Raw genomic sequence first — 23,602 nt, 5'->3', positions numbered from 1 at the left:
TTGCGAAGGCTGGACCCAGTGTCAGAGGGGGCTGGTAAGGTCCGTCGCCATTGCAGGCGAGGGAACTTCGATGCGCATCCTCCACACCTCCGACTGGCACCTGGGGCACACGCTCCACGACCTGCCCCGGGAGCACGAGCACCGCTCGTTCCTCGCGTGGCTCCTCGGGACGATCGAGGCCCGGCAGGTCGACGCGCTCCTCGTCGCCGGCGACGTCTTCGACACCGCCAACCCGTCCGCAGCGGCGCAAGCGATCTGGTACCGCTTCGTGGCGGAGGCCCGGCGACGCTTTCCCGCCCTCGACATCGTGGTGATCGGCGGGAACCACGACTCGGCGGATCGGCTCGACGCGCCGGCGCCGCTCTTCGTCGGCTTCGACGTCCGCGTGGTGGGCGGGCTGCCGAGGGGGGCCTCCCGGGCGCTGGAGGTGGAGCGGTTGCTGGTGCCGCTGCGGGACGGGCGGGGCGAGGTGGCGGCCTGGGTCGCCGCGGTCCCCTTCCTCCGGCCGGCGGATCTGCTGCCCCGGGAGGGCGCGGACGATCCGCTGATCGAAGGCGTGCGCGCGGTCTACGCCGAGGTGCTCGAGGCGGCGCGGGCGCGGCGCGAGCCGGAGCAGGCGATCGTGGCGATGGGCCATTGCTACATGGTGAAGGGTGAGATCTCCGAGCTCTCGGAGCGGCGGATCCTCGGCGGCAACCAGCACGCCCTTCCCCTCGACATCTTCCCTGAGGACGTGGCCTACGCCGCCCTCGGCCACCTCCACCGGCCGCAGCGGGTGGGGCGGGAGAACGTCCGCTACAGCGGCTCGCCGCTGCCGCTCTCCATGGCGGAGATCGACTACCGGCACCAGGTCTGCCTCGTGGAGCTCGAGGGGGAGAAGCTCGGGTCGATCGAGGAGATCCCGGTGCCGCGGGCGGTGGAGCTGCTCCGCGTCCCGAAGACGGGCACGCTGCCGCCAGAGGAGCTGCTGGCCGCGCTGAAGAAGCTGCCGAAGCGCGGGGAGGAGGCGGATCACGAGCTGCCCTTCCTCGAGGTGCGGACCCGGCTCGAGGCGCCGGAACCGGGCTTGCGGGCCCGGGTCGAGGCGGCGCTCGCCGGGCGGGCGGCGCGGCTGGTGCGGCTCGGCGTCGAGCTCTCCGGCGACGGCAGGAGCCTCGCGGAGCAGGTGGTGGACCGGATGCTCGACGAGTTGAAGCCCGGCGAGGTCTTCGCCAACTGCTACCGCAAGCGCTACGAGGGCGCGCCGCCTCCGGATCTGCTCGCCGCCTTCGACGAGCTCCTCGACGCCGTGCACCAGGAGAAGAGCCGATGAAGATCCTCGCGATCCGGGGCGAGAATCTCGCCAGCCTCGAGGGCGCCTTCGCCGTCGACTTCACCGCGGCGCCCCTCGACCGGGCGGGGCTCTTCGCCATCACCGGGCCCACCGGCGCCGGCAAGACCACGCTGCTCGACGCCCTCTGCCTCGCGCTCTTCGGCACCACGCCGCGGATCGCCTCGGTGACGGGGCGGGGTCACGAGGTCGGGCGGGCGGAGGACGGGCAGCGGATCCAGAACACCGACGCCCGCTCGATCCTGCGCCGGGGCGCTGGCGCCGGACATGCCGAGGTGGAGTTCGTCGGCAGGGACGGCAGCCGCTACCGCGCGCGCTGGACCGCGCGCAGGGCGCGGGGGAGGGCGGACGGCAACCTGCAGACGGTGAACCACGAGCTCTGGGACAGCGAGGGGACGGCGATCGGCAGGGTCCTCACCGAGGTGCGGGCGGAGATCCGGAACCGGGTGGGGCTCGACTACGAGCAGTTCTGCCGCTCGGTGCTCCTCGCGCAGGGCGAGTTCGCCGCCTTCCTCCGGGCGGACGAGAAGAAGCGCGCCGAGCTCCTCGAGGCGGTGACGGGGACGGCGATCTACCGGGAGCTCTCGGTGAAGGCCCACGAGCGCTTCGCCGCGGCGAAGCAGGCCCTGGCAGCGCTGCGCATCGAGCACGGGGCGCTGCCCGTCCTCGACGCGGAGGCGCGGGCCGCCCTCGAGGCGGAGCTGCGGGAGCGGGAGGTGGCCTTCGGTGCTGCGCGCGCTGCGCTCGAGGCTGCCGGGGAGGCGGTGCGCTGGTACCGGACGCAGGAGGCGTCGGTGGCGGCGGAGGCGGCGGCTGCTGCAGCGCTTCGGGAGGCGGAGAGCGCCTGGGAGGCGGCGGCGCCGGGGCGCGAGGCGCTGCGGCAGGTGGAGGAGGTGGCGGAGCTGCGCCCCCTCGTCCACGGCGCGGACGAGGCGGCGCGGCGGAGCGAGGCTGCGGCGGGGCTCCTCGCGCAGGCGGAGGCGGAGGCGGCTGCTGCAGCGGGGGCGATCGAAGGGGCGGCTGCCGAGGTCGCTGCAGCTGCGGAGCGGGAGCGGGCGGAGGCTGCGGCGCGGGAGGTGCTGGGGCCGCAGATCGAGGAGGCGCGGCAGCGCGACGTGGAGATCACCGCAGCCGAGAAGCGGCGGAGCGAGGCGGGCGACGAGGCGCGCCGGCTCGAGGCGCGACTCGTGGAGCTGCGCGGGCGGCTGGAGCAGTTGCAGGGCGAGGAGGCCTCGCTCCGGGAGCAGCTCGAGGGGATCGAGGCCTTCCGGCTGGCGGAAGTCTGCTGGGAGCCGGTGGCAGCGCAGTGGGAGCGCTGGCAGGCGACGCTCGAGCGCGCGGCGGGGCTCGATGCAGAGCGACGCGCGGGGCTCGCGGCACTGCCGGCGCTGGAGCAGGCGGCGGCAGATGCAGCGGCTGCGCTGGAGCGGTCCGTTGCCGCGCGGGAGGCGGCGCAGGCGCAGGTGGATGCGGCAGAGGCGGCGCTGCAGCAGGCGGAAGGTGCGGCGCCGGCGGAGGCGCTCGCAGCGGTGCGCGCCCACGGCAGGGCGTGGGAGGAAGAGGCGGCGCAGGCGCGGCTGCTCGAGGGGCTCTGCGCCGAGGCTTCTCGGGTCGACGCTGCGCGCGGAAGCGCCGCGGCGCAGGAGAAGGCGGCGGCGTCGGACGGCGCTGGGCTCGAGGCGGAGCGCGCCGCTGCCGACGGCGAGCGAGCGTCGATCGAGGAGGAGCTGGCGCTGGCCCGGACGGCCCTCGACGGCGCGCGGGCGATGCTCGATCTCGAGGGGCGACGCGAGGAGCTGGTGCCGGGCAAGCCGTGTCCGCTCTGCGGCTCGGAGGCGCATCCCTTCGCCGCGGAGGCGCCACCTGCGGCGGGGCTCGTGCGCAGCTGGCAGGAGCGGGTGGGCGGCCTGCAGGCGCGTCTCACCACCTGTGAACGCCGGCTCGGGGAGCTGGTGGGCAGGATCGCCGCGGCTGCGACGCGCGGGCAGCAGGCAGCGCGGGAGCGCGCGGCGCACGAGGGCACGCTGCTGCAACTCGAGGAACGCTGGCGTGGGGCGGCAGCGCTCTCGCCGCGGGATCTCGGCTCCGGTGGTGCTGCTTCGGCCCGATCCGCGATCGAGGCGTGGCTCGCCGAGCTCGCGGCGCGGCGGCAGGAACTCCAGGCCCGAGAGGCGGCGGCGGTTGCAGCGGAAGAGGCGCAGCGGCGCGCCCGCGAGGTGCTCGAGGGGGTGCGACGCCGCCGGGAGGCTGCGCTCGAGGCGCAGCGCCTCGCGGAGGCGACGAAGGAGCGCGAGGAGCGGGCGCTGGCCGAACGGCGCGAAGCGCTGGCGCGGCAGGGGGAGGAGCTGGCCCGGCTGCGGGCGGAGCTCTCGGAGCCCTTCGCGCGGGTCGACGGCTGGGAGGCGGCCTTCGTCGCTGCGCCGGGCGAGCTCGCGGCGCTGGCGGCGCGGCAGGTGGCGGCCTGGCGAGGGCGGGAGACGGAGCGCCTCGCTATCTCGGGGCGGCTCACGGTGGTCGGGGCGGAGCGGGGGCCTGCGGCGGCGCAGGTCGCCGAGGCGCAGGCGCAGGCGGAGGCGGGGCAGGTGCTTCTCGAAGCGCGGACCACGGAGCTCGAGGGCCTGCGCGCCAGGCGCCGGGAGCTGCTCGGGGGCGAGGCGGTCGCTGCAGTCGAGGAGCGGCTGCGCCGTGTGGCGGCGGGCTGCGTGCAGGCGCTCGAGGCGGCGCGGCGTCGCGAGGCGGAGCTCCGGCAGCGGGCCGCTGCTGCAGGGGCGCGGGCCGAGTCGGCGCTGCAGCAGGTGGCGGCGGAGCGACAGGGAGCTGCGGACGCCGCTGCGGCGGTCGCTGCTGCTGCTGCCGCCCGGCAGCTCGAGGTGGCGGAGGTGCGGCGCAGGCTCGCCTTGCCTGCGGCGGAGGTCGCCCGCTGGCGCGAGGAGGCCGAGCGGCTCTCGTCGCTGCGGGCACAGGCGCAGGGGCGCTTCGAGGAGCGGCGGGCCCAGCGGCTGGCCCACGAGGAGACGGGGGCGCCCGCGGTGCAGCGCGAGGCGGCGGAGGAGGCGCGGGCCCTGGCGGAGGCGGAGCACAAAGCGGCAGAGGCTGCGTTCTACGGCAGCAGGAGCAAGCGCGAGCGGGACGACGAAGCGCGGGCCCAGAGCGCCGCCTTCCTGCCGCGGATCGAGGAGGCCGAGCGGAACAACGCGCGCTGGGAGACGATGCACGAGCTCATCGGCTCGAGCGCCGGCGACAAATTCCAGCTCTTCGCCCAGAGCCTCACCCTCGATGCGCTTCTCGTCCACGCCAACGGCCACCTGCGGGAGCTGGCGCCGCGCTACCGCCTCGAGCGAGCGCCGGGGGCGAACCTCGAGCTGCAGGTGATCGATCGGGACATGGCCGACGAGGTCCGCAGCTTGAACAGCCTCTCCGGCGGCGAGACCTTCCTCGTCTCGCTCGCCCTGGCGCTGGGGCTCTCGGCGCTGTCGGCGCGGAGCACGCCGGTGGAGTCGCTCTTCATCGACGAGGGCTTCGGCACCCTCGATCCGCAGACGCTCGACACGGCGCTCGCGACCCTTGATGCGCTGCAGGCTGCAGGGCGCAAGGTCGGGCTCATCTCCCACGTGCCCGGCATGGCGGAGCGGATCGGCGTGCAGGTCCGCGTGGCGCCGCAGGGCAGCGGCAGCAGCCGGGTGCAGGTCCTGGTGAGCTGAAGCGATGGGACAGGGGCGCGCAGGCGTGTGCACCCATAGACTGGTGGAAGAGATGGCCCACTGCCTGCTCAACATCGATCTCGGTGAGCTTCCCGACGAGCCGGAAGCGCTCTACCGGCAGGCCCAGCTGGCCAACGTCGCCTGCGGTGGGCACGCGGGCGATCGGGCGAGCATGCGGCGTGCGCTGGAGCGCTGCAGGCGCTTTGGCGTGGGGGCTGGCGCGCATCCCGCCTATCCCGACCGGGCGCACTTCGGCCGGCGGGAGCTGGCGCTGGCGCCCGGGGCGGTGCGGGCCGCGGTGGAGGAGCAGTGCGCGGCGCTCGCCGCGGTGGCGGCCGAGGTGGGCGTCGGTCTGGGTCACGTGAAGCCGCACGGCGCCCTGTACCACGCGGCGGATCGAGATCCGGCGCTGGCTTGCGCGGTGATCGAGGGGGCTTCCGCGGCGCTAGGCAGCGGCGTCGCGGTGGTGGGACCGCCGGGTGGCGCCCTCGAAAGCGTCGCGGCGGAGCTGGGGATGCGTTTTCTCCGCGAGGGCTTCGCCGATCGCGGCCTCCTGCCGGACGGGCACCTCCTGCCGCGGGGGCAGCCGGGGGCGGTGCTCGAGGATCCGGCGGCAGCCAGGCTCCAGGCGCTGCGGCTCGCTGCCTCCGGTCGCTTCGACACGCTCTGCGTGCATGGCGACGGCCCCGCGGCGATCCCGATCGCCGCTGCGGTCCGGGCGGCGCTGGAGGCGCAGCCGTGAGCACGGAGCGGCCGTCGCGCGATCCTTGCGGATCGTCTCACCCTGCCGAGACGGGGGAGGCGGCCGGGGGCAGGGATGCGGCGCGCGATCCCTGCGGATCGTGTCACCCTGCCGAGACGGGGAGGGGCGAGGTGAGCAGCGCTCCAGCGGAGTCGATCGTGGTGGTGCCCTTCGGCGACGGCGCGGTGCGGGTGGAGCTGCCTCCGTCGTTGCGAGGGCAGCGGCGGCTGGTGCTCGATCGGCTGCGTGCGCTCCCCGGCGTCCGCGACGTGGTGGTCGCCGAGCAGCATGCGGCGGTGGTCTTCGAGGCCGAGGGGCCGATCCCCGACGTCGCCGCTGCGCTTGTTGCGGTGGAGCACGGCGGCGGCGTCGCTGCTGCTGGTGAGCTGGTGGTTGTCCACGTCCGCTACGACGGTCCCGATCTGCCGGCCGTCGCGGCATGGGCCGGGCGCGGGACCGAGGAGGTGATCGCCCTGCACCTCGCCCCGACCTACGTGGTGGAGACGATCGGCTTCCAGCCGGGCTTCGCCTACCTCGGCAGCGTCGATCCCCGCATCGCCAGGCCCCGCCTCCCCTCGCCGCGCCAGCGCGTTCCCGCAGGGAGCGTCGGGATCGCCGGCGCTCGCACCGGCGTCTATCCCTTCGCCTCCCCCGGCGGCTGGAACCTCATCGGCACGGTGGTGGGCTTCGCGCCCTTCGACACCGAGCGCGGCGCCGCGCTGCAGCTCGGAGATCGGGTCCGGTTCGAGCGTGTCTGAAGCCCTGCTTTCTCCCTCGCGCTTCGTCGCGATCGACGGGCTCGCAGGCCCCGCCTGGATCCAGGACGGCGGCAGGCGCGGCCACCTCCACGAGGGCGTGCCACCTGGCGGCGCGTGGGTCCCCGAGCTCCTCGCCGCTGCGAATGGCGCGGTGGGCAATCGCTGGGATGCACCTGCGATCGAGCTCTTCGTTCCCGGTGTGCTCACCGCCGTCGGGGGCCCGCTCACCCTCGGCATCAGCGGCAGGGGCGCGGTGCAGCTCGCCGAGGGCGAGGCCTTGCGGCTCGGCCCGCCGCAGCCCGAACGGCTGGCCTACGTGGCGGTGCGCGGCGGCTTCGTCGTGCCCCGTGTCCTCGGCGGCACCGGCTTGCTGCGGGTCGCCTCGCTCGGCGGCTGGGAGGGCCGTCCGTTGCGCCGCGGCGATCGGCTGCCTGTGGCCGCGGCCGCCGAACCCTTCTTCGCTCCACCGCACCAGGTGGCGGCGCTCGACCCCCGTGCGGCGATCCGGGTAATTCCGGGCCCGGACGAGGGCGCCTTCGCCTCCGGTGCTCTCGACGCCTTCTGCGCCGCCAGCTGGCGGATCGATCCGGCGAGCGATCGCACCGGCCTTCGCCTCCTCGGCCCGGCGCTCGAGCGCAGAGGCGCCGACGCCGGGATCTCGCTGCCGATGGTGGAGGGTGCGATCGAGGTGCCTGCAGGCGGCGCCCCCATCGTCCTCGGCCCCGACCATCCCACCACCGGCGGCTATCCCGTGATCGCCACGGTGATCCGCGCGGATCGCGGCGCCCTCGCCGCCCGGCGCCCCGGCGCGGAGGTGCGCTTCGAGGTGGTGGAGGCCGACGTGGCCCGCGCAGCCTGGGCCGCCCACCGGGCGCGCTGGGAGATGCTCGACGGCTGATGCGCACCGCCGCGCGCCGAGGGGGCACCGGGCCGACGCGCCGTTGTTATGCTGGAGAGGCCGCCGTGAGCGAACGCCGGGAAGATCGCCGGGCAGGAACGGAAAGCCGCGTGGAATTCGTCGTCGCCCATTCCGAGGACGAGGCCTGCCCCTATCTCCCCGGGCAGCTGGCGCGGATGCCGCTGCGCCTTCCGCTGCGCCCGGTTCCCGGGCAGCGGCTCGACGAGCTGCTCGAAGGAGGCGATCGCCGCGCGGGGCCCTTCCTCTATCGCACGGCCTGCACCGCGTGCAGCGCCTGCGAGCCCCTCCGGATCCCGGTGGCCCGCTTCCAGCCCACGCGCTCGCAGCGCAAGGTCCTGCGCCGCAATGCAGGCGACCTGCAGATCGAGGTCGGCAGGCCGCGGATCACCCCGCGCCATCTCGAGCTCTTCAACCGGCACAAGCTCGAACGCGGCCTCGGCACCACCCACAGCGACGCGACCGACTACCGGCTCCAATTCCTCGAGACCTGCGTCGATACCCGCGAAGTCCGCTACCTCGCCGGCGGCGAGCTCGTCGGCGTCAGCCTCCTCGACGTGGGCGAGCGCGCCGCCTCGAGCGTCTACCACTACTTCGATCCCGACGAGTCGCGGCGCTCCCTCGGCGTCTTCTCCGTGCTGGCGGAGATCGGCCTCTGTGCCAGCTGGCGGATCGACTGGTACTACCTCGGCCTCTACGTGGCGGGCTGCCGCAGCCTCCGCTACAAGGCCGAGTACTTCCCGCACGAGCGCCGCATCGGCGGCACGTGGCGGAGCTTCGAGCGCGAGGACGCGTAGATGAAGACCCCGAGGCTCTACTGGAGCGACCCGCTCCTCCTCGACTTCGAATCCGAGGTGACAGGCGCCCTCGAGCAGGGCGGCAGGCCCGCGCTCCTCCTCCGCGAGACGGCGTTCTACCCGGAGGCGGGTGGCCAGCTCGCCGACCACGGCCAGGCGATCTGGGCGGGCGGCAGCGCCCGCCTCGAAGACGCACGCGAGGACGAAGCGGGCCGCGTCCTCCACCTCCTCGATCCCGGCAGCCCGCTCCCGGCAGCCGGCGATCGGATCCGCGTCCGCATCGACGAGGAGCGCCGCCGGGCCCACATGAGCCAGCACACCGGGCAGCACCTGCTCTCCCGGGCGCTCCTCGACAGAGCCGCAGCCCCGACGATCTCCTCCCGCCTCGGCGAGAGCTTCTGCACCATCGACACCCCGGCAGAGCGCATCTCCGACGAGGCCCTGGCAGACGCGGAGGAACTGGTCGCCAGGGTGGTCCTCGAGGACCGCCCCGTGCGCGCCTTCCTGCCCACGCCCGAGGAGCTGGCCCAGCTGCCCCTGCGCCGCGACCCGAAGGTGGCGGAGCAGATCCGCGTGGTGGACGTGGAGGGCTTCGACGTCTCGCCCTGCGGCGGCACCCATTGCACCACCACCGGACAGGTGGGCGCGCTCCGGATCACCGGCGTCGAGCGCTACAAGGGCGGCCTGCGCCTCACCTTCGCCACCGGCCTGCGCGCCCTGCGCGACGCCGCCCGCAAGGATCGCATCCTCCGCGAGCTGGCGGGCAGGCTCACCTGCGGCCCCGACGAATTGCCCCAGGTCGTCGCCCGCCTCCAGGCGGATCGCAGGGACGAGGCCCGTGCAGCGGCGGCGCTCCGGGAGCGGCTCGCCCGCTACGTGGCGGACGAGCTCCTCGCGCAGGCGGATGCCCGGGACGGCGCCCGCTGGGTGGTGGCCTCCCTCGCCGACGAGCCGATCGAGGGGCTGCGCGCGATCGCCGCCCGCATCATCGAGGCGCCGGACGCGGTGGCGCTCCTCGCCGCGCCGTCCGCAGCAGGGACGCGCCTCGTGATCCAGCGCGGCGCCGGCGCAGGGGTGGACGCAGGCGCGCTCCTCCAGCGCATCGCCCGGGCCGGCGGCGGCCGTGGAGGCGGCAGGGCGGATCGGGCGGAGGGCCAGCTGCCCCCGGGCGCCGATCTCCCCGCATTGCTGGCCTCCCTCGCCAGCTGATCGAGGAAGGGCGCTTGTGGGGCGGGGCGGCGATGGCCACCTTTCCCCGCTGTGCAGCCCGACGGTCCCCATCCCCGCGCCTTCCCCCGGTCGCAGGTCACGGTGAAGACGGTCCTCACCGTCACCTTCACCGTCCTCGGGATCGCCATCGGCGTCTTCCTCCTCGCCAAGACGCTCCTCGCCCTGGGCACCGTAGTGGCCTCGGCCCTCGTCGCCGTGGCCATCGACCACGGCGTGCAGTTTCTGCAAAGCCACGGCTGGAGACGCGCCTGGGCGATCCTCGCGGTGCTCACCCTGCTCGCCCTGCTCGCCGTCGGGGCGGGATGGCTGGTTATCCCCGAGGCCGTGAACCAGGTGAGCCAGCTGGTCGAGCGCCTGCCCACCTTCATCGAGCAGCTCCGCGAGAGCTCGCTCTACGCGACCCTGCAGGACCGCTTCGGCGTCGACAACGTCCTCGGCGGCGAGGTGCAGCTGCCCGAGGAGACCCTCGCCACCTCGGTCACCGCGCTCCGCCACGTGGTCACCTGGGTGGTGGTCGTCGCCACGCTCCTCTTCACCGTGATCTTCATGCTCGCCTTCGGCGGGAAGCTGGTGAAGGGGCTCCTCGCGGAAGCGACGCCCGGCAACCGCGAGCGCTACGAACGCTTCCTCGACGAGGTCTATCGGTCGGTGGGCGGATACCTCGCCGGCCTCGCCATCCTCGCGGCGATCAACGCGGTGGTGAACTCGCTCGCGCTCGCCCTCTTCGGCCTTCCCTATTTTCTGCCGCTCGGCATCGTCAGCGGCTTCGGCTCCTTCATCCCCTTCGTCGGCGCGATCACCGCCGGCGCGCTGATGGGAGTGGTGGGCCTCGCCTCGGGCGGCCTCTGGATCGGCCTCGGCGTCGTGGCCTGGTACGTGGTCTACCAGCAGATCGAGAACAACGTCTTCGGCCCGCTGATCTACCGCCGCACCATCCAGATCAACCCGCTCGTCGCGCTCCTCGCGGTGGTCTTCGCCGCCGAGCTGCTCGGCATCGTCGGCGCCATCCTCGCCGTGCCCGCAGCAGCGGTGGCGCAGATCGTGGTGCAGGAGGTGGTTCGCCTCCGCCGCGAGCGGATGCAGCTCCCGCCCGACGTGCCGGTGGCCGAATCGCTCGGCGACGCGGAGACGCAGGCCGAGGCCCGCGGCGATCGCGAGGACGGCGCCCCGGACCGCGAAGGCCGGTAGCGCCGCCGCCGCGGCAAGCCGCTACGCCCTGCCTGCCCCGGGCCCCGCCTCGAGCATCAGCAGCAGTCCGTGCATCGCCACGTCCGCCCGCTGGGGGTTCTCCTCGAGGATCCCGCCCAGCTCCCAGAGCAGGTGCTCGATCGAGAAGCTGTCGAGCAGCAGCGCCGTCTCCGCCCGCTCGGTGACGAAGGGCGTCGAGCGCGCGGTCTCGAGGTAACACCCGAGGAACGCTGCCGAGGTCCAGGCGCCCCACGCGTCGGCCCACGGCGTCGCCAGCGACCGATCCCCTTCGCGCACCAGCGCCGGATCGAGCATCGCGGTGATCGCCACCCGGTGGAAGGAGCGGATCATCGTCGCCACGTCCCGCAGCGGCGAGCGCTTCCGCCGCCGCTCCACCAGCGAGCGCGTCCGATCCCCCTCGAAGTCGACGAGGTAGAACTCGCGGCCGGTGAAGAGGAAGCGCCCGAGGTTGAGGTCGCCGTGGATCCGCCCCCGCAGCGCGGCGAGCTTGCAGTCGAGCAGCGGCGCGAAGCGCTCGTAGATCTGGTCCTGCCGCGCGAGGAGCTCCTGCGCCACCTGCTGCGAGTCCGGCTCCATCCGCGGCATCGCCGCGCGCAGCGCCCGCAGCACGCGCCCCGCCACGTTGCGCATGGTCTGGTAGGTGGAGCGCTGATCCATCGCCGAGTAGGGCTCCGGGGCGAAGGCCGGATCGCTGCCGAGGCCGGCGAAGCCGACGTGCAGCTCGCCGACCCGGCGCCCGAGCTGCCGCGCGGTGTCGAGGAAGGGCCCGATCCGCTGGGCGATCTGCAGCGGTGGCTCCATCTCCGCGAGCCGCACCAGCGAGCGCTCCGGCACCGCCGGCGGCACCTCGTCCCGGTCCTCGGTGACGATCCGCTCCAGGTAGCGGCCCACCGCCTCGCGGGTGTACTGCCGCCCGTCGCTCTCGCTCGCCACCATGGTGTGGAGCACGCCCACGGTGAAGGGCTCCCGCCGCCGGGCTCCGTACTCGAGCGCGCCGAGGAGCGGCGGCGTGCAGGGCGGGTTGCCGCTGCGCACCAGCGCGCGGCCGATCTCCAACGCCGGGTTCATCCCCTCGCCCAGCCTGCGGAAGAGGGTGAGGAAAAGCCTGTCGCCGAAGGCGATGGCGCCGTTGCCGTGCTCGCTCTTGTGGACCCGCGGCTCGAGCTGCTCTGCCTCGGCGAAGAGCTCGCCCTCCACCGAGCAGACGAGTTCGCCGCCGTTGCCCTGCTGGCGCAGCTGCTCGGTCACCGCGCGGAGCAGCGGCCTGCAGGCCTCCGCATCTGCCAGCGCGTCGAATACAACCCCGGCCCGCGGCTCTCCGCCGCCGGTGAGCTGGAGATGGCAGACCACCGCGTTGGGCGCCCGGCCCCAGATATCCGCCCCCGCGTCGCCGTCCGCATGGGCGAGGGGCACCACGTAGGTCTCCGGCGCCCCCTCGGCGAACTCGACCCGCACCAGCGCGATCACCGTCTCGGGCCCGACCCGGAAGGCCTCGGTCACCTCCACCGCGCGCATCTGCCTGCTGCCGCTCTGGAACCAGGGCCTGCCCACCAGCCACAGGGGCAGCGACTCCTCGAGCTCGGTCCGCGCCTCGCCGGAGAAGACCGCGTCCCAGCTCCCCTGCACCTCGAGGTTCGGCGCGTTGTAGGCAGAGGCCCACGCCTCCCGCTCGGCACCCCGGGGCCATTTGAGCTGGAACCAGTAGAAGCCGTGGCTGCCCAGGGTGAGCAGGTAGGGCAGGTCGCCGATCGGCGGGAATTCGTTCCTGCCGAAGAGCTCCACCGGCACCATGCCCGAGCATTTGGAGAGATCGAGCTCCACGTACTGCACGAAGCGCGAGAGGTTGGCGACCACCAGGATCGTCTCGTCCTCGTAGTGGCGGAGGAAGGCGAGTACCCGCGCGTTCTCCGGGTGGAGGAATTCGATCGTTCCCCTGCCGAAGGCCTGGAAGCGCTTGCGCAGCGCGACGATCCGCTTGGTCCACCAGAGCAGCGAGTTGGGGTTGTTGTTCTGCGCCTCCACGTTCACCGACTCGAAGTGGTACTCGGGGTCGATGATGATCGGGAGGATCAGCCGCTGCGGGTTGGTCCGCGAGAAGCCGGCGTTGCGGTCGGCGCTCCACTGCATCGGGGTGCGCACGCCGTTCCGGTCGCCGAGGTAGATGTTGTCGCCCATGCCGATCTCGTCGCCGTAGTAGAGCACCGGCGTGCCGGGCAGCGAGAGGAGCAGCGCGTTCATCAGCTCGATCCGGCGGCGGCTGTTGCCGACCAGCGGGGCGAGGCGGCGCCGGATGCCGAGGTTGATCCGCATCGTCGGATCGCTCGCATAGGCGCCGTACATGTAGTCGCGCTCCTCGTCGGTCACCATTTCCAGGGTGAGCTCGTCGTGGTTGCGCAAAAAGAGCGCCCACTGCGCGTTCTCCGCGAGCATCGGCGTCTGGGCGAGGATGTCGATGATCGGGAAGCGGTCCTCCTGGTGAATCGACATGAAGATCCGCGGCATGATCGGGAAGTGGAAGTTCATGTGGCATTCGTCGCCGTCGCCGAAATAGGCGGCGGCGTCCTCGGGCCATTGGTTCGCTTCCGCGAGGAGCATGCGGTTGGACCACTTCTCGTCCACGTGCTTGCGCAGCTTCTTCAGGTAGACGTGGGTCTCCGGCAGGTTCTCGCAGTTGGTCCCCTCCCGCTCGTAGAGGTAGGGAACCGCGTCGAGTCTGAGCCCGTCGACGCCGAGGCCGAGCCAGAAGTCGACCACCTGCTCCACCGCCGCGTGGACCTCGGGGTTGTCGAAGTTGAGGTCGGGCTGGTGGGAGTAGAAGCGGTGCCAGTAGTACTGGTGCGCCACCGGATCCCACGCCCAGTTCGAGTGCTCGAAGTCTTTGAAGATGATCCGCGTCTCCGCGTAGCGGTCCGGCGAATCGCTCCACACGTAGAAGTCGCGGAAGGGCGAACCCTTCGGCGCCCGCCGCGCCCGCTGGAACCACGGATGCTGATCGGAGGTGTGGTTGATCACCAGCTCCGTGATCACCCGCAAGCCGCGCCGGTGCGCCTCGTCGAGGAAGAGGCGGAAGTCGTCGAGGGTGCCCACCTCGGGATGGACGTCGAAATAGTCGGCGATGTCGTAGCCGTCGTCCTTGCCGGGCGAGGGATAGAAGGGGAGCAGCCAGAGCGCGGAGACGCCGAGATCCTGGAGATAGTCGAGCTTCTCGGTGAGCCCGCGGAAATCGCCGACGCCGTCGCCGTTCGAGTCCATGAAGGAGCGGACCCGCAGCTCGTAGATGATCGCGTCCTTGTACCACTGGGGATCGTTGCTCAGCGGGACGACGTTGGGCTTGCGGATCATTCGGCGATGCCTCCACCGCGATCGGTGTCGTGGACCAACTGCTGGAGCCTGGCTGCCAGGGAATTGGTGAGGTCGCGCCTGGTGAAGCGCCACTCCCAATTGCCCTCTGCCGTGCCGGGACGGTTCATCCGTGCCTCGGAGCCGAGGCCGAGCACGTCCTGCAGGGGAACGAAGACGAGGTTGGCCACCGAGACCAGGAGCGCGCGGATCATGTCCCAGTGGATCTCGCCCGCCTCGCAGCCGAGGTAGCGGGTGGCGTAGCGCCGCTCCACCTCGGTCTCGGCGGGCGTGCGGTTCGAGCCGGTGCCGCCCGGATCGTGGAACCAGCCCACCACCGTGTCGTTGTCGTGGGTGCCGGTATAGGCGGCTGCGTTGCGCGGATAATGGTGGGGCTTGAAGGTCGGCGCCTGCGGGTCGGAGCCGAAGGCGAATTGGAGGATCCGGATCCCCGGCATCCCGAACGCGTCGCGCAGCGCCGTCACCTCCGGCGTCACCGCGCCGAGGTCCTCGGCGATGAGGGGCAGCTCCTCCGTGCCCAGCGCCTTCTGCACCGCCCGGAAGAAGTGGGCGCCGGGCCCCGGCAGCCACTTGCCGTTGATGGCGGTGGGCTCGTCCGCCGGGATCTCCCAATAGCGGGTGAAGCCGATGAAATGGTCGAGACGCACCGCATCGAAGCGGTGGAGCGTCTGGCGGAAACGCTCCACCCACCACCCGTAGCCGCCGCGCCGCAGCCGCTGCCAGCGGTAGAGCGGGTTGCCCCAGCGCTGGCCGGTGGCGCTGAAATAGTCGGGCGGCACGCCGGCGATCACCGTGGGCTGCCCCGCCTCGTCGAGGAAGAAGAGCTCCCGGTTGGCCCAGACGTCGGCGCTGTCGTGGGCCACGAAGATGGGCAGGTCACCCACCAGCCCCACGCCGAGCGCAGCTGCGTGGGCCCGGAGCTCCGCCCACTGCTTCTCGAAGAGCCACTGCTCGAAGCGGTGGAAGGCGAGCTCGTCCGCCATCTCCCGCCGCACCCGCTCCAGCGCCGCGGGCTTGCGGTCCCGCAGCTCGGGTGCCCACTCGACCCACGAACGCTCGCCATGGAGCTGCTTGATCGTGCGGTAGAGCACGTAATCCTCGAGCCAGCCCGCCTGCTCCTCGCAGAAGCGGCGGAAGGCGCTCCTGCCGGCCCTGCCGAAGTTGCCCCAGGCGATCCGGAGCTGCCCCCGCCGGAAGGCCCGGGTCCGCTCGTAGTCCACCCGGTCCACCGGCAGGCGCGGGCGCGGCACCTGCTCGAGCAGCCCCTCCTCCTGCAGCCGGTCGAGGCTGATCAGGAGCGGGTTGCCGGCGAAGGCGGAGAGCGCGGAGTAGGGCGAGTTGCCGTAGCCCACCGGCGCCACCGGCAGCATCTGCCAGTAGCGCTGTCCGGCTGCATGGAGGAATTCGACGAAGCGGTGCGCCTCCGGCCCCAGGTCGCCGCACCCGTACGGGCCGGGAAGCGAGGTGGGGTGGAGGAGAATGCCGCTCGATCGATCGTGGAGGCCTGGACGAGGGGTGCGCGGAGCCATCGAACACACCCCTACAAGATGGGTACGAAGGATCCAGCGTGCCGCCGGGACGAAGGTCGGGAAGTGGACGGGGCCCGAAAAACCCGCCCCTCAGACCCCGGCAGGCAGATCGACGACGAAGCGCGTCCCCACGCCCTCGACGCTCGTCACCTCGAGGGAGCCCGCACACTCCTCGACGATGCGGCGGGAGATGGCGAGGCCGAGCCCCGTGCCCCCGTCCGCCTTGGTGGTGAAGAAGGGGTCGAAGATCCGGTCGAGGGCGGCAGGCGGGATGCCCGGCCCGTTGTCCTCGACCAGCAGGCGCACCCTGCCGTCCTCGGCCCAGAGCTTCACCTTGAGCCGGTTGGTGCCACGACGCTCGGGGCGCATCGCCTCGAGGGCGTTGACCACCAGATTGAGCACCACCTGCCCGAGGCGGGTCCGCGAGCCGCAGACCACCGGCACCTCGCCGAGATCGAGGTCGAGGGTGCCGCGCTGGTAGAGCTCCGCCCGGATCGAGCGGGTCACCAGCCGGATCACCTCCCGGAGATCGACCTCGGTCTCCGCAACGGAGCGGGTCGAGACCTCGATCGAGCGGGTGATCTCGAGGACGTTGTGGGTCGCCTCGCTGCAGTCGGCGAGGATCGCGTCCATCTCCGCGAGCTGCATGGTGGCGGAGCCGGGATCGACCACGCCGCGGGTCATGGCGAGGTTCAGCTCCCGCAGTCCTTCGCGCAGCACCTCGACGTTGGTCTGCAGCACGCCGACCGGCCCGCGGATCTCGTGGGCGATGCCGGCGGCGATCACCCCCAGCGCGTAGACGCGCTCGGTGGCGAGGAGGCGCCGCTCCAGCTCGCGCATCCGCCGGGTGGTGAGGTAGCGCTCCCGCGCCGACTCGAGGGCCAGCCGCAGCTCCCGCGGCTCCCAGGGCTTGCGCAGGTAGAGATGGATCTGGCCCCGGTTGATCGCGTCCACCGCAGCATTGAGATCCGAGTACGCGGTGATGAGCACGCGCACCGTGTCGGGGAACTCGACCTTCGCCTGCTCGGCGAGCTCGACACCGCTCATGCCTGGCATGCGCTGATCGGTGAGGAGCACGGCGATCTCCTCGCTGCGGAGGATCTCGAGCGCCTCGACCCCGCTGCCGGCGGTGCGGATGGGGAGAGCGCCCTCGAGGGTCGCTTCGAAGACGACGAGGTTCGCCCTGTCGTCGTCGACGTAGAGGATGGGGGCGATCATGTTCGCGTCTCCCCCGGCAGCTCGACCGAGAAGGATGCGCCGCCACCCTGGCGGCTGGTGAGGCGGAGGTCGCCGCCGTAGCGTCCGACGATCTTCCGGGAGAGGTAGAGACCGAGGCCCGTCCCCTCGCCGGGGCCGCGCGTGGTGAAGAAGGGGTCGAAGATCCGCGAAGCGATCTCGTTGGGCACGCCGGGGCCGTCGTCGTCGACGCCGACGACCACCTTGTCCTCTCGCTCCTCCACGCGGACCCAGACGTTCTGGGCCGAGGAGCGCAGGGCGTTGTCGAGAAGGTTCAGGAACACCTGGTTCAGCTCCGCCGCCGAAGCTACCACGAGACGCGACGTGCCGTATGTACGGTGCACGCGGATCTCCCTGGTGCGGTGCTCGAGCAGGCGCAGCGTCGCGTCCAGGCCCGCGCGGACGTCGCAGGGTCGCGGCCTGTCGTTCTCCGCCGGGTGGGCGTGATCGAGGAGCGCTGCGCTGATCCCCTCGATGCGGCCGCCGGCCTCGGCGATCACCTCGAGGACGCGGCGGGTGGCGGGATCGGTGCCCTGCCGGTCGAGCAGGGCGCGAGCGCCGTTGAGCACCGCGTTGATCGGGTTGCGCACCTCGTGTCCCACACCGGCGGCGAGGGTGCCCACCGCAGCGAGGCGCTCCTGCTGTGCGAGCTGCAGGCTCAAGGAGCGCAGCCGCAGCTGCGCCTTGATCCGCGCGAGGAGGATCCGCGGGTGGACCGGCTTGTTGACGAAGTCGTCGGCGCCGGAGGTGTAGCCCTCGAGCACCGCCTCGGATCCGGTACGGGCGGTGAGGAGGATGATCGGCGTGTTCTGCAGCGCCGGGTCGGCCTTGAGCGCGGCGCAGAGATCCATGCCGGTCATCTGCGGCATCATCACGTCGGAGAGCACCAGGTCGGGCCGCTCGCTTCGCACCAGCTCGAGGGCCTCCCTGCCGTCGACGGCGGTGAAGACGTCGTAGCTCCCACCGAGGAGCGCCCGGAGGAACTCGCGGAGATCGGCGTTGTCCTCGGCGATCACGATTCTTGCGCGACGGCCCCCCTCGAGAACGACGGGCACCTCCTCCACCTGCGGCAGCGCCGGCTCGGGGACCAGCGGCTCCGCGGTGGCGATGGCATGATCGGAAGCCCGTCGGCCCATCCCCACGTCCATCGCGACCTTGCGCCGCTCGATCACCTCGGACCGGAAGTGCTCGCGTCCCAGGGGCAGGCGCATGGTGAAGGTGGAGCCGTGTCCCAATTCGCTCTCCGCCGCGAGCGAACCGCCGTGCAACTCCACCAGCTCACGGGCCAGCGCGAGTCCGATGCCGGCACCCTCGCGCGTCCGCCGTGCTCCACCTTCCACCTGGTGGAAGCGGTCGAAGATGCGGGGGAGGTCCTCCGGCGCAATACCAAGACCGGTGTCACGCACCATGACGACCGCTCGGCCGTCCGCGATCTGCACTTCGAGTCCGATCGTGCCGCGCTCCGGCGTGAACTTGAGGGCATTGCCGAGAAGATTCGTGAGCACGATCTCGAGACGGTGCGGGTCCCCGTACACCCCCTCCAGGTCGGAACCGACCACGAGTTCGAGGGTCACGCCGCGTGCCGCAGCCGCTGGTCGGAAGGCCTCGATCGCCTGCTCGGCAAGGAGGCGCATGTCCACCGCGCCGATCTGCAGGCGCAGCCGGCCCGCGTCGATGCGCGAGAGGTCCAGGAGGTCGTCGATCAGCCGCAGCAGTCGGACCGCGTTCCGGCGGATCACCTCGAACAAGCCTTGATCGGAGCTGCCTTCGCTGCGACCGAGGCGTTCCTCCACCGGCGAGAGGATCAGCGTCAGCGGCGTGCGCAGTTCGTGCGAGACGTTGGCGAAGAATTCGCTCTTGAGCCGATCGAGCTCGCGCAGCCGCGCGAGTGCGCCGGCGAGCTGCTCGGATGTCCGCGCAACCTCGGCGCGGGCCTCGAACTCTCTTCGGACCTGCCGGTAGCGCGTCTCGTTCGAGGCGACCGCAATCAACGTCGTCAGCACGAGGAAGTAGAGGTTGTTGAAGAATGGCCCGAATTCGAGGGCGCGGGCGCCGAGGAGTGCTGGAACCGCCCAGATCAGGACGATCAGTCCGCACGCGACCGCCGTCTGGAGCAGCGTCCACGCGAAGACGATCCCCATGCCCAGGATGCACAGGTTCAGCCCCGCGTAATACGGCGAGGCGAATCCGTCCAACTGCTCGATCATCACCTGGATCGAGCCGGCGCCGATGAGCCCCGGGCCGATGCCGAGAACGTAGGTATGGCGCGGAGCCCAGCTTGCGAAGGTGAGCGCCAGCACGCACAGCGCGAGGAGCGTGGCACCGATCCGCAGAAGGAAGAAGGAGCCGAGCAGCGCCGGGTTGGTAAACCAGTCGAGGAGCGCACCTGCGGGCATCAACACGGCGACGAGCACGGCAGCCAGACGCGCGGCGCTGAGGTTGCGCTCGCGCAGATGGCGCTCGAACGGAGCCGTGTCGCCCCTCATCTCAGCGCTGCACGACGAGGAAGAGGTTGACGCCCGTCGGCTCCGCCTCGACCTCGGCCCGGGACGGCGCCGGGGTGAATGCCGCCGCGTGGGCCAGCAGGTCGGCAGGGCTCCGGTGGTTCAAGAACCAGTCGGAAAAATACTCCATCGTCCAACGGGACGGATTGTCCGCCGCCACATTGCCGATCGCCAGCGTCCCGGAGGGAGCGAGGGTACCGTAGAGAGCCGAGGCCAGCGCCCCGAATGCACGGTCGCTGAGGTAGTCGAAGAGGCCGGCGCTGTAGATCAGGTCGCGTTCGCCGAGTGCCGCCACCAGCTTCTTCGTGGTGATCAGCTTGCGCACCGACTCGCGGATGAACTGCACTCGCACGCCAGTGGAGCGCGCGAGCGGGGCGAGGGTTCGCTCGCAGTACGCGATGGAGCGTTCTTCCTGATCGATCAGCGCCACGTCGAGGTGGGCGCCCAGTTCAGGCGCCCGGGACAGGAGCGCGAAGATCTCGCGCGCAGGGCCGCAGCCGATGCTCGCGATGCGGACGCGGCCCGAGTTGCTCTCCGCGACTGCACGCCGGATCTTGGCGCCGAGGAACTCGATACGATTGATGTTCGCCTGCGCGGCCATCTCGCTCGTCGCGTAGAGGTTCAGCGCCTTGCCGAACAGCGTCTCGCCCTCCGCGTGATCGCGGTAGAGCATGTTCATCATCTCGTAGTCGCCGGCATAGCCGAGGGGCTTCTCGAAACAGCGGCGCATGAACGGCGACTCCGAGAAGAGCGGCACGAGATGCCGGCGCAAGTAGGCGCGGTGGAGGGTGTGCGCCGGCTCGTCGAATTGCGCGACGAGCGACGTCAGGTGGGCGCGCGCGCTCTCCATCTCCGCCATGAGTCGCGGGCGAATCTCGTCGAGATACTGCTGCAGCGTTTCGCGCCGGGTCAGCTGGTCCTCCTTCTCCAGCGCGCGCTCCTCGCCGTTCAGGAAGAGCTTGGCAGCCTCCAGCTTGCTGCGCAGGTCTGCGACGAACGCCTTGAACTCCGGCGTCACCCGGTCGTAGCGGACGCCCAGCTCGAGCTGGGCCCACCGTTGCGCGAAGCTCTGCCTCGCACCGTTTCGATGCAGCTCTGCGAGGTCCAGACCATCCCCGTCGACCTCGAGGCCGACCACCTGGCGGTCGGCTTCTTCCGAGATGCGGCGGACGGTCGCTGCGCCACGGTAGAGCAGCTGGCTGCCTGCAACCACCTCGAGGTCTTCCACGCGGTCGCCGTTCAGCAACAGCCCCGAGAGCCCGTTGCGAGCAGGGAAGACCACGCCGACGCCGTGCAGCGAGAGATCCTGCACCTCGCCGGTGATCTCACCCAGCTCGGCGTGTCGCATGGCAGCGCGGACGGGGCCGATCTTCTCGCGATCGATCGAGATCCGGCGTGCACGGAACTTCGGGGTGCGGGGCGTCTGTTCGGAGGGGGCACCGATGGGGAGGGTCATGGCGGCTGCTCCTGGAAAGGCCGGGGAGGGGAGGCGGCCTTTGCACACGGCGTGAGAGGGCTCAGCCCATCCCCCATGGTGGGAGGGCTTGATTGGGGCGTCAAGAAAAGGACAGGAAAGGGAGCGCACCGCCGGAACGGCAGCGCTCCCGCTTCCCGCAAGTGCATCAGTCGCGCGGCAAGAGGCGCTCCGCCGGCGGCGAACGGAGGTTGTATTCGGAGCTCATCGCCCTGCCATAGGCGCCGGCGGTGGCGACGAGGACCACGTCGCCCTCCTGCGTCGGCGGCAGCATCCGGCCGTGGCCGAGGACGTCGCCGGTCTCGCAGATCGGACCCACGACGTCGGCCCGCAGGGTCGTGGCCTCGCCGAGCCTGCTCAGGTTCGCGATCTCGTGGAACGCGCCGTAGAGCGCGGGCCGGATCAGAGCGTTCATGCCGGCGTCGATGCCGACGTAGGCCTGATCCTCCTTCTGCTTGAGCTGGGTCACCTTCGCCAGCAGCACGCCGGCGCGGGCGACCAGGTAGCGGCCCGGCTCGAGCCAGAGCTCGAAGCGCGGGTGGGCCGCCTTCACCTGCGCGAGGTTCCTGCCCACCGCCTCGATGTCGAGGGGCTCCTGCCCGGGCTTCTCGACGATGCCGAGGCCGCCGCCGAGGTCGAGGATCCGCACGTCGGGGAAGAGCGCGTCGGCCTGCGCGGCGAGGAAGGTGGCGGTCTGCATCCAGCGCTCGGCGGTGCGGATGCCGCTGCCGACGTGGGCGTGGAGGCCGACGATCTTCGTGCCGTTCTTCGCGGCGATCTCGGCGAGCGCGGGGAGCTCGTCCACCGGGACGCCGAATTTGGAGTAGTTGCCCGCGGTCTTGACGTGCTTGTGGTGGCCGTCGCCCTGCCCCGGATCGACGCGCACGAAGATGGAGCGGCCGGCGAAGAGCGCGGGCCACTGCTGCAGCGGGTAGAGGTTGTCGAGGGTCACCCACGCGCCCGCCTCGAAGCCGCGCACGTAGTCGAGCGCCGGGGCGAAGTTGGGCGTGAAGAGGATCCGCTCGCCGGGCAGGTCCGGGAAGAGCGCCTTCACGTGCGCGATCTCGCCGGGCGAGACGCACTCGAAGCCGATCCCCGCCGCCTCGAAGCGGCGCAGGATCTCCGGGTTCCAGTTGGCCTTCACCGCGTAGAAGACCCGGTCCACCGGCAGCGAATGGAGATGACCGACCGACTCGGCGAGGGTCTCCTCGTCGTAGACGTAGAGCGGCGTCTGCCCCTCGTTCGCCATGGCGACGAGCTTCTCCGCCTTGCGGCGCCACCAGCTCTCGGGCACGGCGTTCCGCTTCTCGGCGGGGCCCTGCAGCTCGCGCCAGGTGGGGCCGAAGGTGCCATCGGGCTGCACGTCGCCGAAGAGGAGCGCGTGGAGCTTCGCCACCAGCGCCTCGGCCTGCTCCTCGTCCATGACGAAGGTGAGGTTGAGATCGCTGGCCGCCTGGGTGAGCAGGTAGATGCGCTGCTCCTCGAAGACCTCGAGCGCCGGCGCGAGGCGGTGGAGGATCGAGCGGATGTTGCGCCCGACGAGGCTCACCGCCGCGCAGGGTCCGATCACCTTCGCGGTGCAGTGGCGGGAGAGGTCGGCGGTGAGCGCCTGCAGCGCCGCGCGATCGAGGCCATTGGCGCCCGGATCGAGCGAGACGGTGACGTTCGACTCGGAGGTGGCCACCGAGTCGATCGAGAGGCCGTGGCGCTGGAAGGTGGCGAAGACGTCGGCGAGGAAGCCGACCTGCTGCCACATGCCGAGGCTCTCCATCGAGACGAGGGTGAGCCCGGCCCTCGCGGAGACCGCCTTCACCTGGCCGTTGCCATCGGCGATCTCCGTGGAGATCACCGTGCCCTCGAGCTCGGGCTCGGTGGTGCACTTGACGTGGAGCGGGATGCCGTGGCGGCGCGCCGGTTCGATGCAGCGCGGGTGGAGCACCTTGGCGCCGGTGGTGGCGATCTCCTGCGCCTCTTCGTAGCCGAGGTGGCGGAGCAGCCGGGCGGAGCCCACCTGCCTCGGGTTGGCGGTGAACATCCCCGGCACGTCGGTCCAGATCTCGAGCCGGGCAGCAGCGAGCCGCGCTGCGAGGTAGGCCGCCGAGGTGTCGGAGCCGCCGCGGCCGAGGAGCACCGTCTCGCCCTCCTCGTCGCGGGCGATGAAGCCCTGGGTGACGAGGATCCCCGGCAGCGCCGCGAGGCGCGCCTGGAGCTCGGGATCGGGCGTCGCTCCGCAGGTGGCGTTGAGGAAGCGGCGCCCCTCGTTGGTGTTGGGTTCGCGAACCGCCTGCAGCATCTCGCGGGCGTCGCACCAGGTGGCGTCGACGCCGATCCGGCGGAGGAAGGCGGCGCCCAGCACGGTGGACATCAGCTCGCCGGTGGCCATCAGCCGGGCTTTGAGCTTGGGGCTCGCGTCGCGGATGAGCGAGACGCCGAGGGCGAGGCGGCGCAGCTCGGCGAAGTGGCTGCCGAGAAGCTCGTCCGCATCGACGCCCATGTCGGCGGCGAGGCTGCGGTGTTTCTCCTCGATCGCTGCGAGGATGGGCTCGTGGTCGCCGTCCACCGCACGGTGGAGGAGGGCCTCGAGCTGGTTGCTGATGGTGGTCAGGGCGGAGCAGACGACGAGGGGGCGGAAACCCTCGGCTACACGGGCACGGGCGACCTGCGCGATGGTTTCCCATCGCTCACGGGTCGAGACACTCGTGCCGCCGAACTTCAAGACGATCCAAGCGGACATGTGCGTACGGTCCTCTGATGTGAGGGCCGCAGCTTGGACGCGTTGTGTCGTTAACACAAGCTGGAGGCGGCTGCCTGCCCGC

General features: G+C 71.8%; 14 protein-coding genes and 1 pseudogene. 8 read left to right on the top strand and 7 right to left on the bottom strand.

The window, feature by feature from the left end; translation table 11 throughout:
• Window positions 1-70: 70 nt before the first annotated feature.
• The 8 genes from ACESMR_RS14355 (at window position 71) to ACESMR_RS14320 (ending at window position 10,662) form a co-directional block, all read left to right on the top strand.
• A complete protein-coding gene (locus tag ACESMR_RS14355; RefSeq protein ID WP_373047783.1) occupies window positions 71-1,312 on the top strand; it encodes an exonuclease SbcCD subunit D in 1,242 nt (413 codons plus the stop codon).
• Window positions 1,309-5,031, top strand: a complete 3,723-nt coding sequence (locus ACESMR_RS14350) for an AAA family ATPase (RefSeq protein ID WP_373047782.1) — start codon at window positions 1,309-1,311, stop codon at window positions 5,029-5,031. The genes ACESMR_RS14355 and ACESMR_RS14350 overlap by 4 nt, the downstream gene beginning before the upstream one ends.
• A gap of 52 nt (window positions 5,032-5,083) precedes the next feature.
• Window positions 5,084-5,773, top strand: coding sequence for a LamB/YcsF family protein (locus tag ACESMR_RS14345; protein ID WP_373047781.1), 690 nt, complete (start codon window positions 5,084-5,086; stop codon window positions 5,771-5,773).
• A gap of 131 nt (window positions 5,774-5,904) precedes the next feature.
• Window positions 5,905-6,531 carry a 5-oxoprolinase subunit B family protein gene (locus ACESMR_RS14340; RefSeq protein ID WP_373047780.1) on the top strand — a complete coding sequence of 209 codons (627 nt, stop codon included), beginning with the start codon at window positions 5,905-5,907 and terminating at the stop codon, window positions 6,529-6,531.
• A complete protein-coding gene (locus ACESMR_RS14335; RefSeq protein ID WP_373047779.1) occupies window positions 6,524-7,429 on the top strand; it encodes a biotin-dependent carboxyltransferase family protein in 906 nt (301 codons plus the stop codon). Before ACESMR_RS14340 ends, ACESMR_RS14335 begins: the two co-directional genes overlap by 8 nt.
• A 110-nt stretch (window positions 7,430-7,539) precedes the next feature.
• On the top strand, window positions 7,540-8,244 hold the full coding sequence (locus ACESMR_RS14330) for an arginyltransferase (protein ID WP_373047778.1): 705 nt from the start codon (window positions 7,540-7,542) through the stop codon (window positions 8,242-8,244).
• Window positions 8,245-9,453: an alanyl-tRNA editing protein gene (locus ACESMR_RS14325; protein WP_373047777.1), complete on the top strand. Its 1,209-nt coding sequence runs from the start codon at window positions 8,245-8,247 to the stop codon at window positions 9,451-9,453.
• 102 nt (window positions 9,454-9,555) lie between these two features.
• Window positions 9,556-10,662 carry an AI-2E family transporter gene (locus tag ACESMR_RS14320; RefSeq protein ID WP_373047776.1) on the top strand — a complete coding sequence of 369 codons (1,107 nt, stop codon included), beginning with the start codon at window positions 9,556-9,558 and terminating at the stop codon, window positions 10,660-10,662.
• 21 nt (window positions 10,663-10,683) lie between these two features.
• Here ACESMR_RS14320 and ACESMR_RS14315 read toward each other — a convergent pair whose 3' ends face one another.
• The 7 genes and pseudogenes from ACESMR_RS14315 to ACESMR_RS14285 form a co-directional block, all read right to left on the bottom strand.
• On the bottom strand, window positions 10,684-12,234 hold the full coding sequence (locus ACESMR_RS14315) for a maltokinase N-terminal cap-like domain-containing protein (RefSeq protein ID WP_373047874.1): 1,551 nt from the start codon (window positions 12,232-12,234) through the stop codon (window positions 10,684-10,686).
• Between the two features lie 129 nt (window positions 12,235-12,363).
• Window positions 12,364-13,998: pseudogene (gene treS / locus ACESMR_RS14310) on the bottom strand (maltose alpha-D-glucosyltransferase); the annotation flags it as partial.
• 23 nt (window positions 13,999-14,021) lie between these two features.
• Window positions 14,022-15,572 carry a 4-alpha-glucanotransferase gene (gene malQ / locus ACESMR_RS14305; protein ID WP_373047775.1) on the bottom strand — a complete coding sequence of 517 codons (1,551 nt, stop codon included), beginning with the start codon at window positions 15,570-15,572 and terminating at the stop codon, window positions 14,022-14,024.
• 90 nt (window positions 15,573-15,662) lie between these two features.
• Window positions 15,663-16,790 (bottom strand): sensor histidine kinase, encoded by a 1,128-nt coding sequence (locus tag ACESMR_RS14300; RefSeq protein ID WP_373047774.1) that lies wholly within the window; start codon window positions 16,788-16,790, stop codon window positions 15,663-15,665.
• On the bottom strand, window positions 16,787-19,294 hold the full coding sequence (locus ACESMR_RS14295) for an ATP-binding protein (RefSeq protein ID WP_373047773.1): 2,508 nt from the start codon (window positions 19,292-19,294) through the stop codon (window positions 16,787-16,789). Before ACESMR_RS14295 ends, ACESMR_RS14300 begins: the two co-directional genes overlap by 4 nt.
• 1 nt (window position 19,295) lies before the next feature.
• On the bottom strand, window positions 19,296-20,768 hold the full coding sequence (locus ACESMR_RS14290) for a hypothetical protein (RefSeq protein ID WP_373047772.1): 1,473 nt from the start codon (window positions 20,766-20,768) through the stop codon (window positions 19,296-19,298).
• 166 nt (window positions 20,769-20,934) lie between these two features.
• A complete protein-coding gene (locus ACESMR_RS14285) occupies window positions 20,935-23,520 on the bottom strand; it encodes a bifunctional aspartate kinase/diaminopimelate decarboxylase (RefSeq protein WP_373047771.1) in 2,586 nt (861 codons plus the stop codon).
• Window positions 23,521-23,602 lie beyond the last annotated feature (82 nt).

It is taken from the genome of Vulgatibacter sp. (assembly GCF_041687135.1).
Lineage (GTDB): Bacteria > Myxococcota > Myxococcia > Myxococcales > Vulgatibacteraceae > JAWLCN01.
This window is presented reverse-complemented; position numbering and strand designations above follow the sequence as displayed.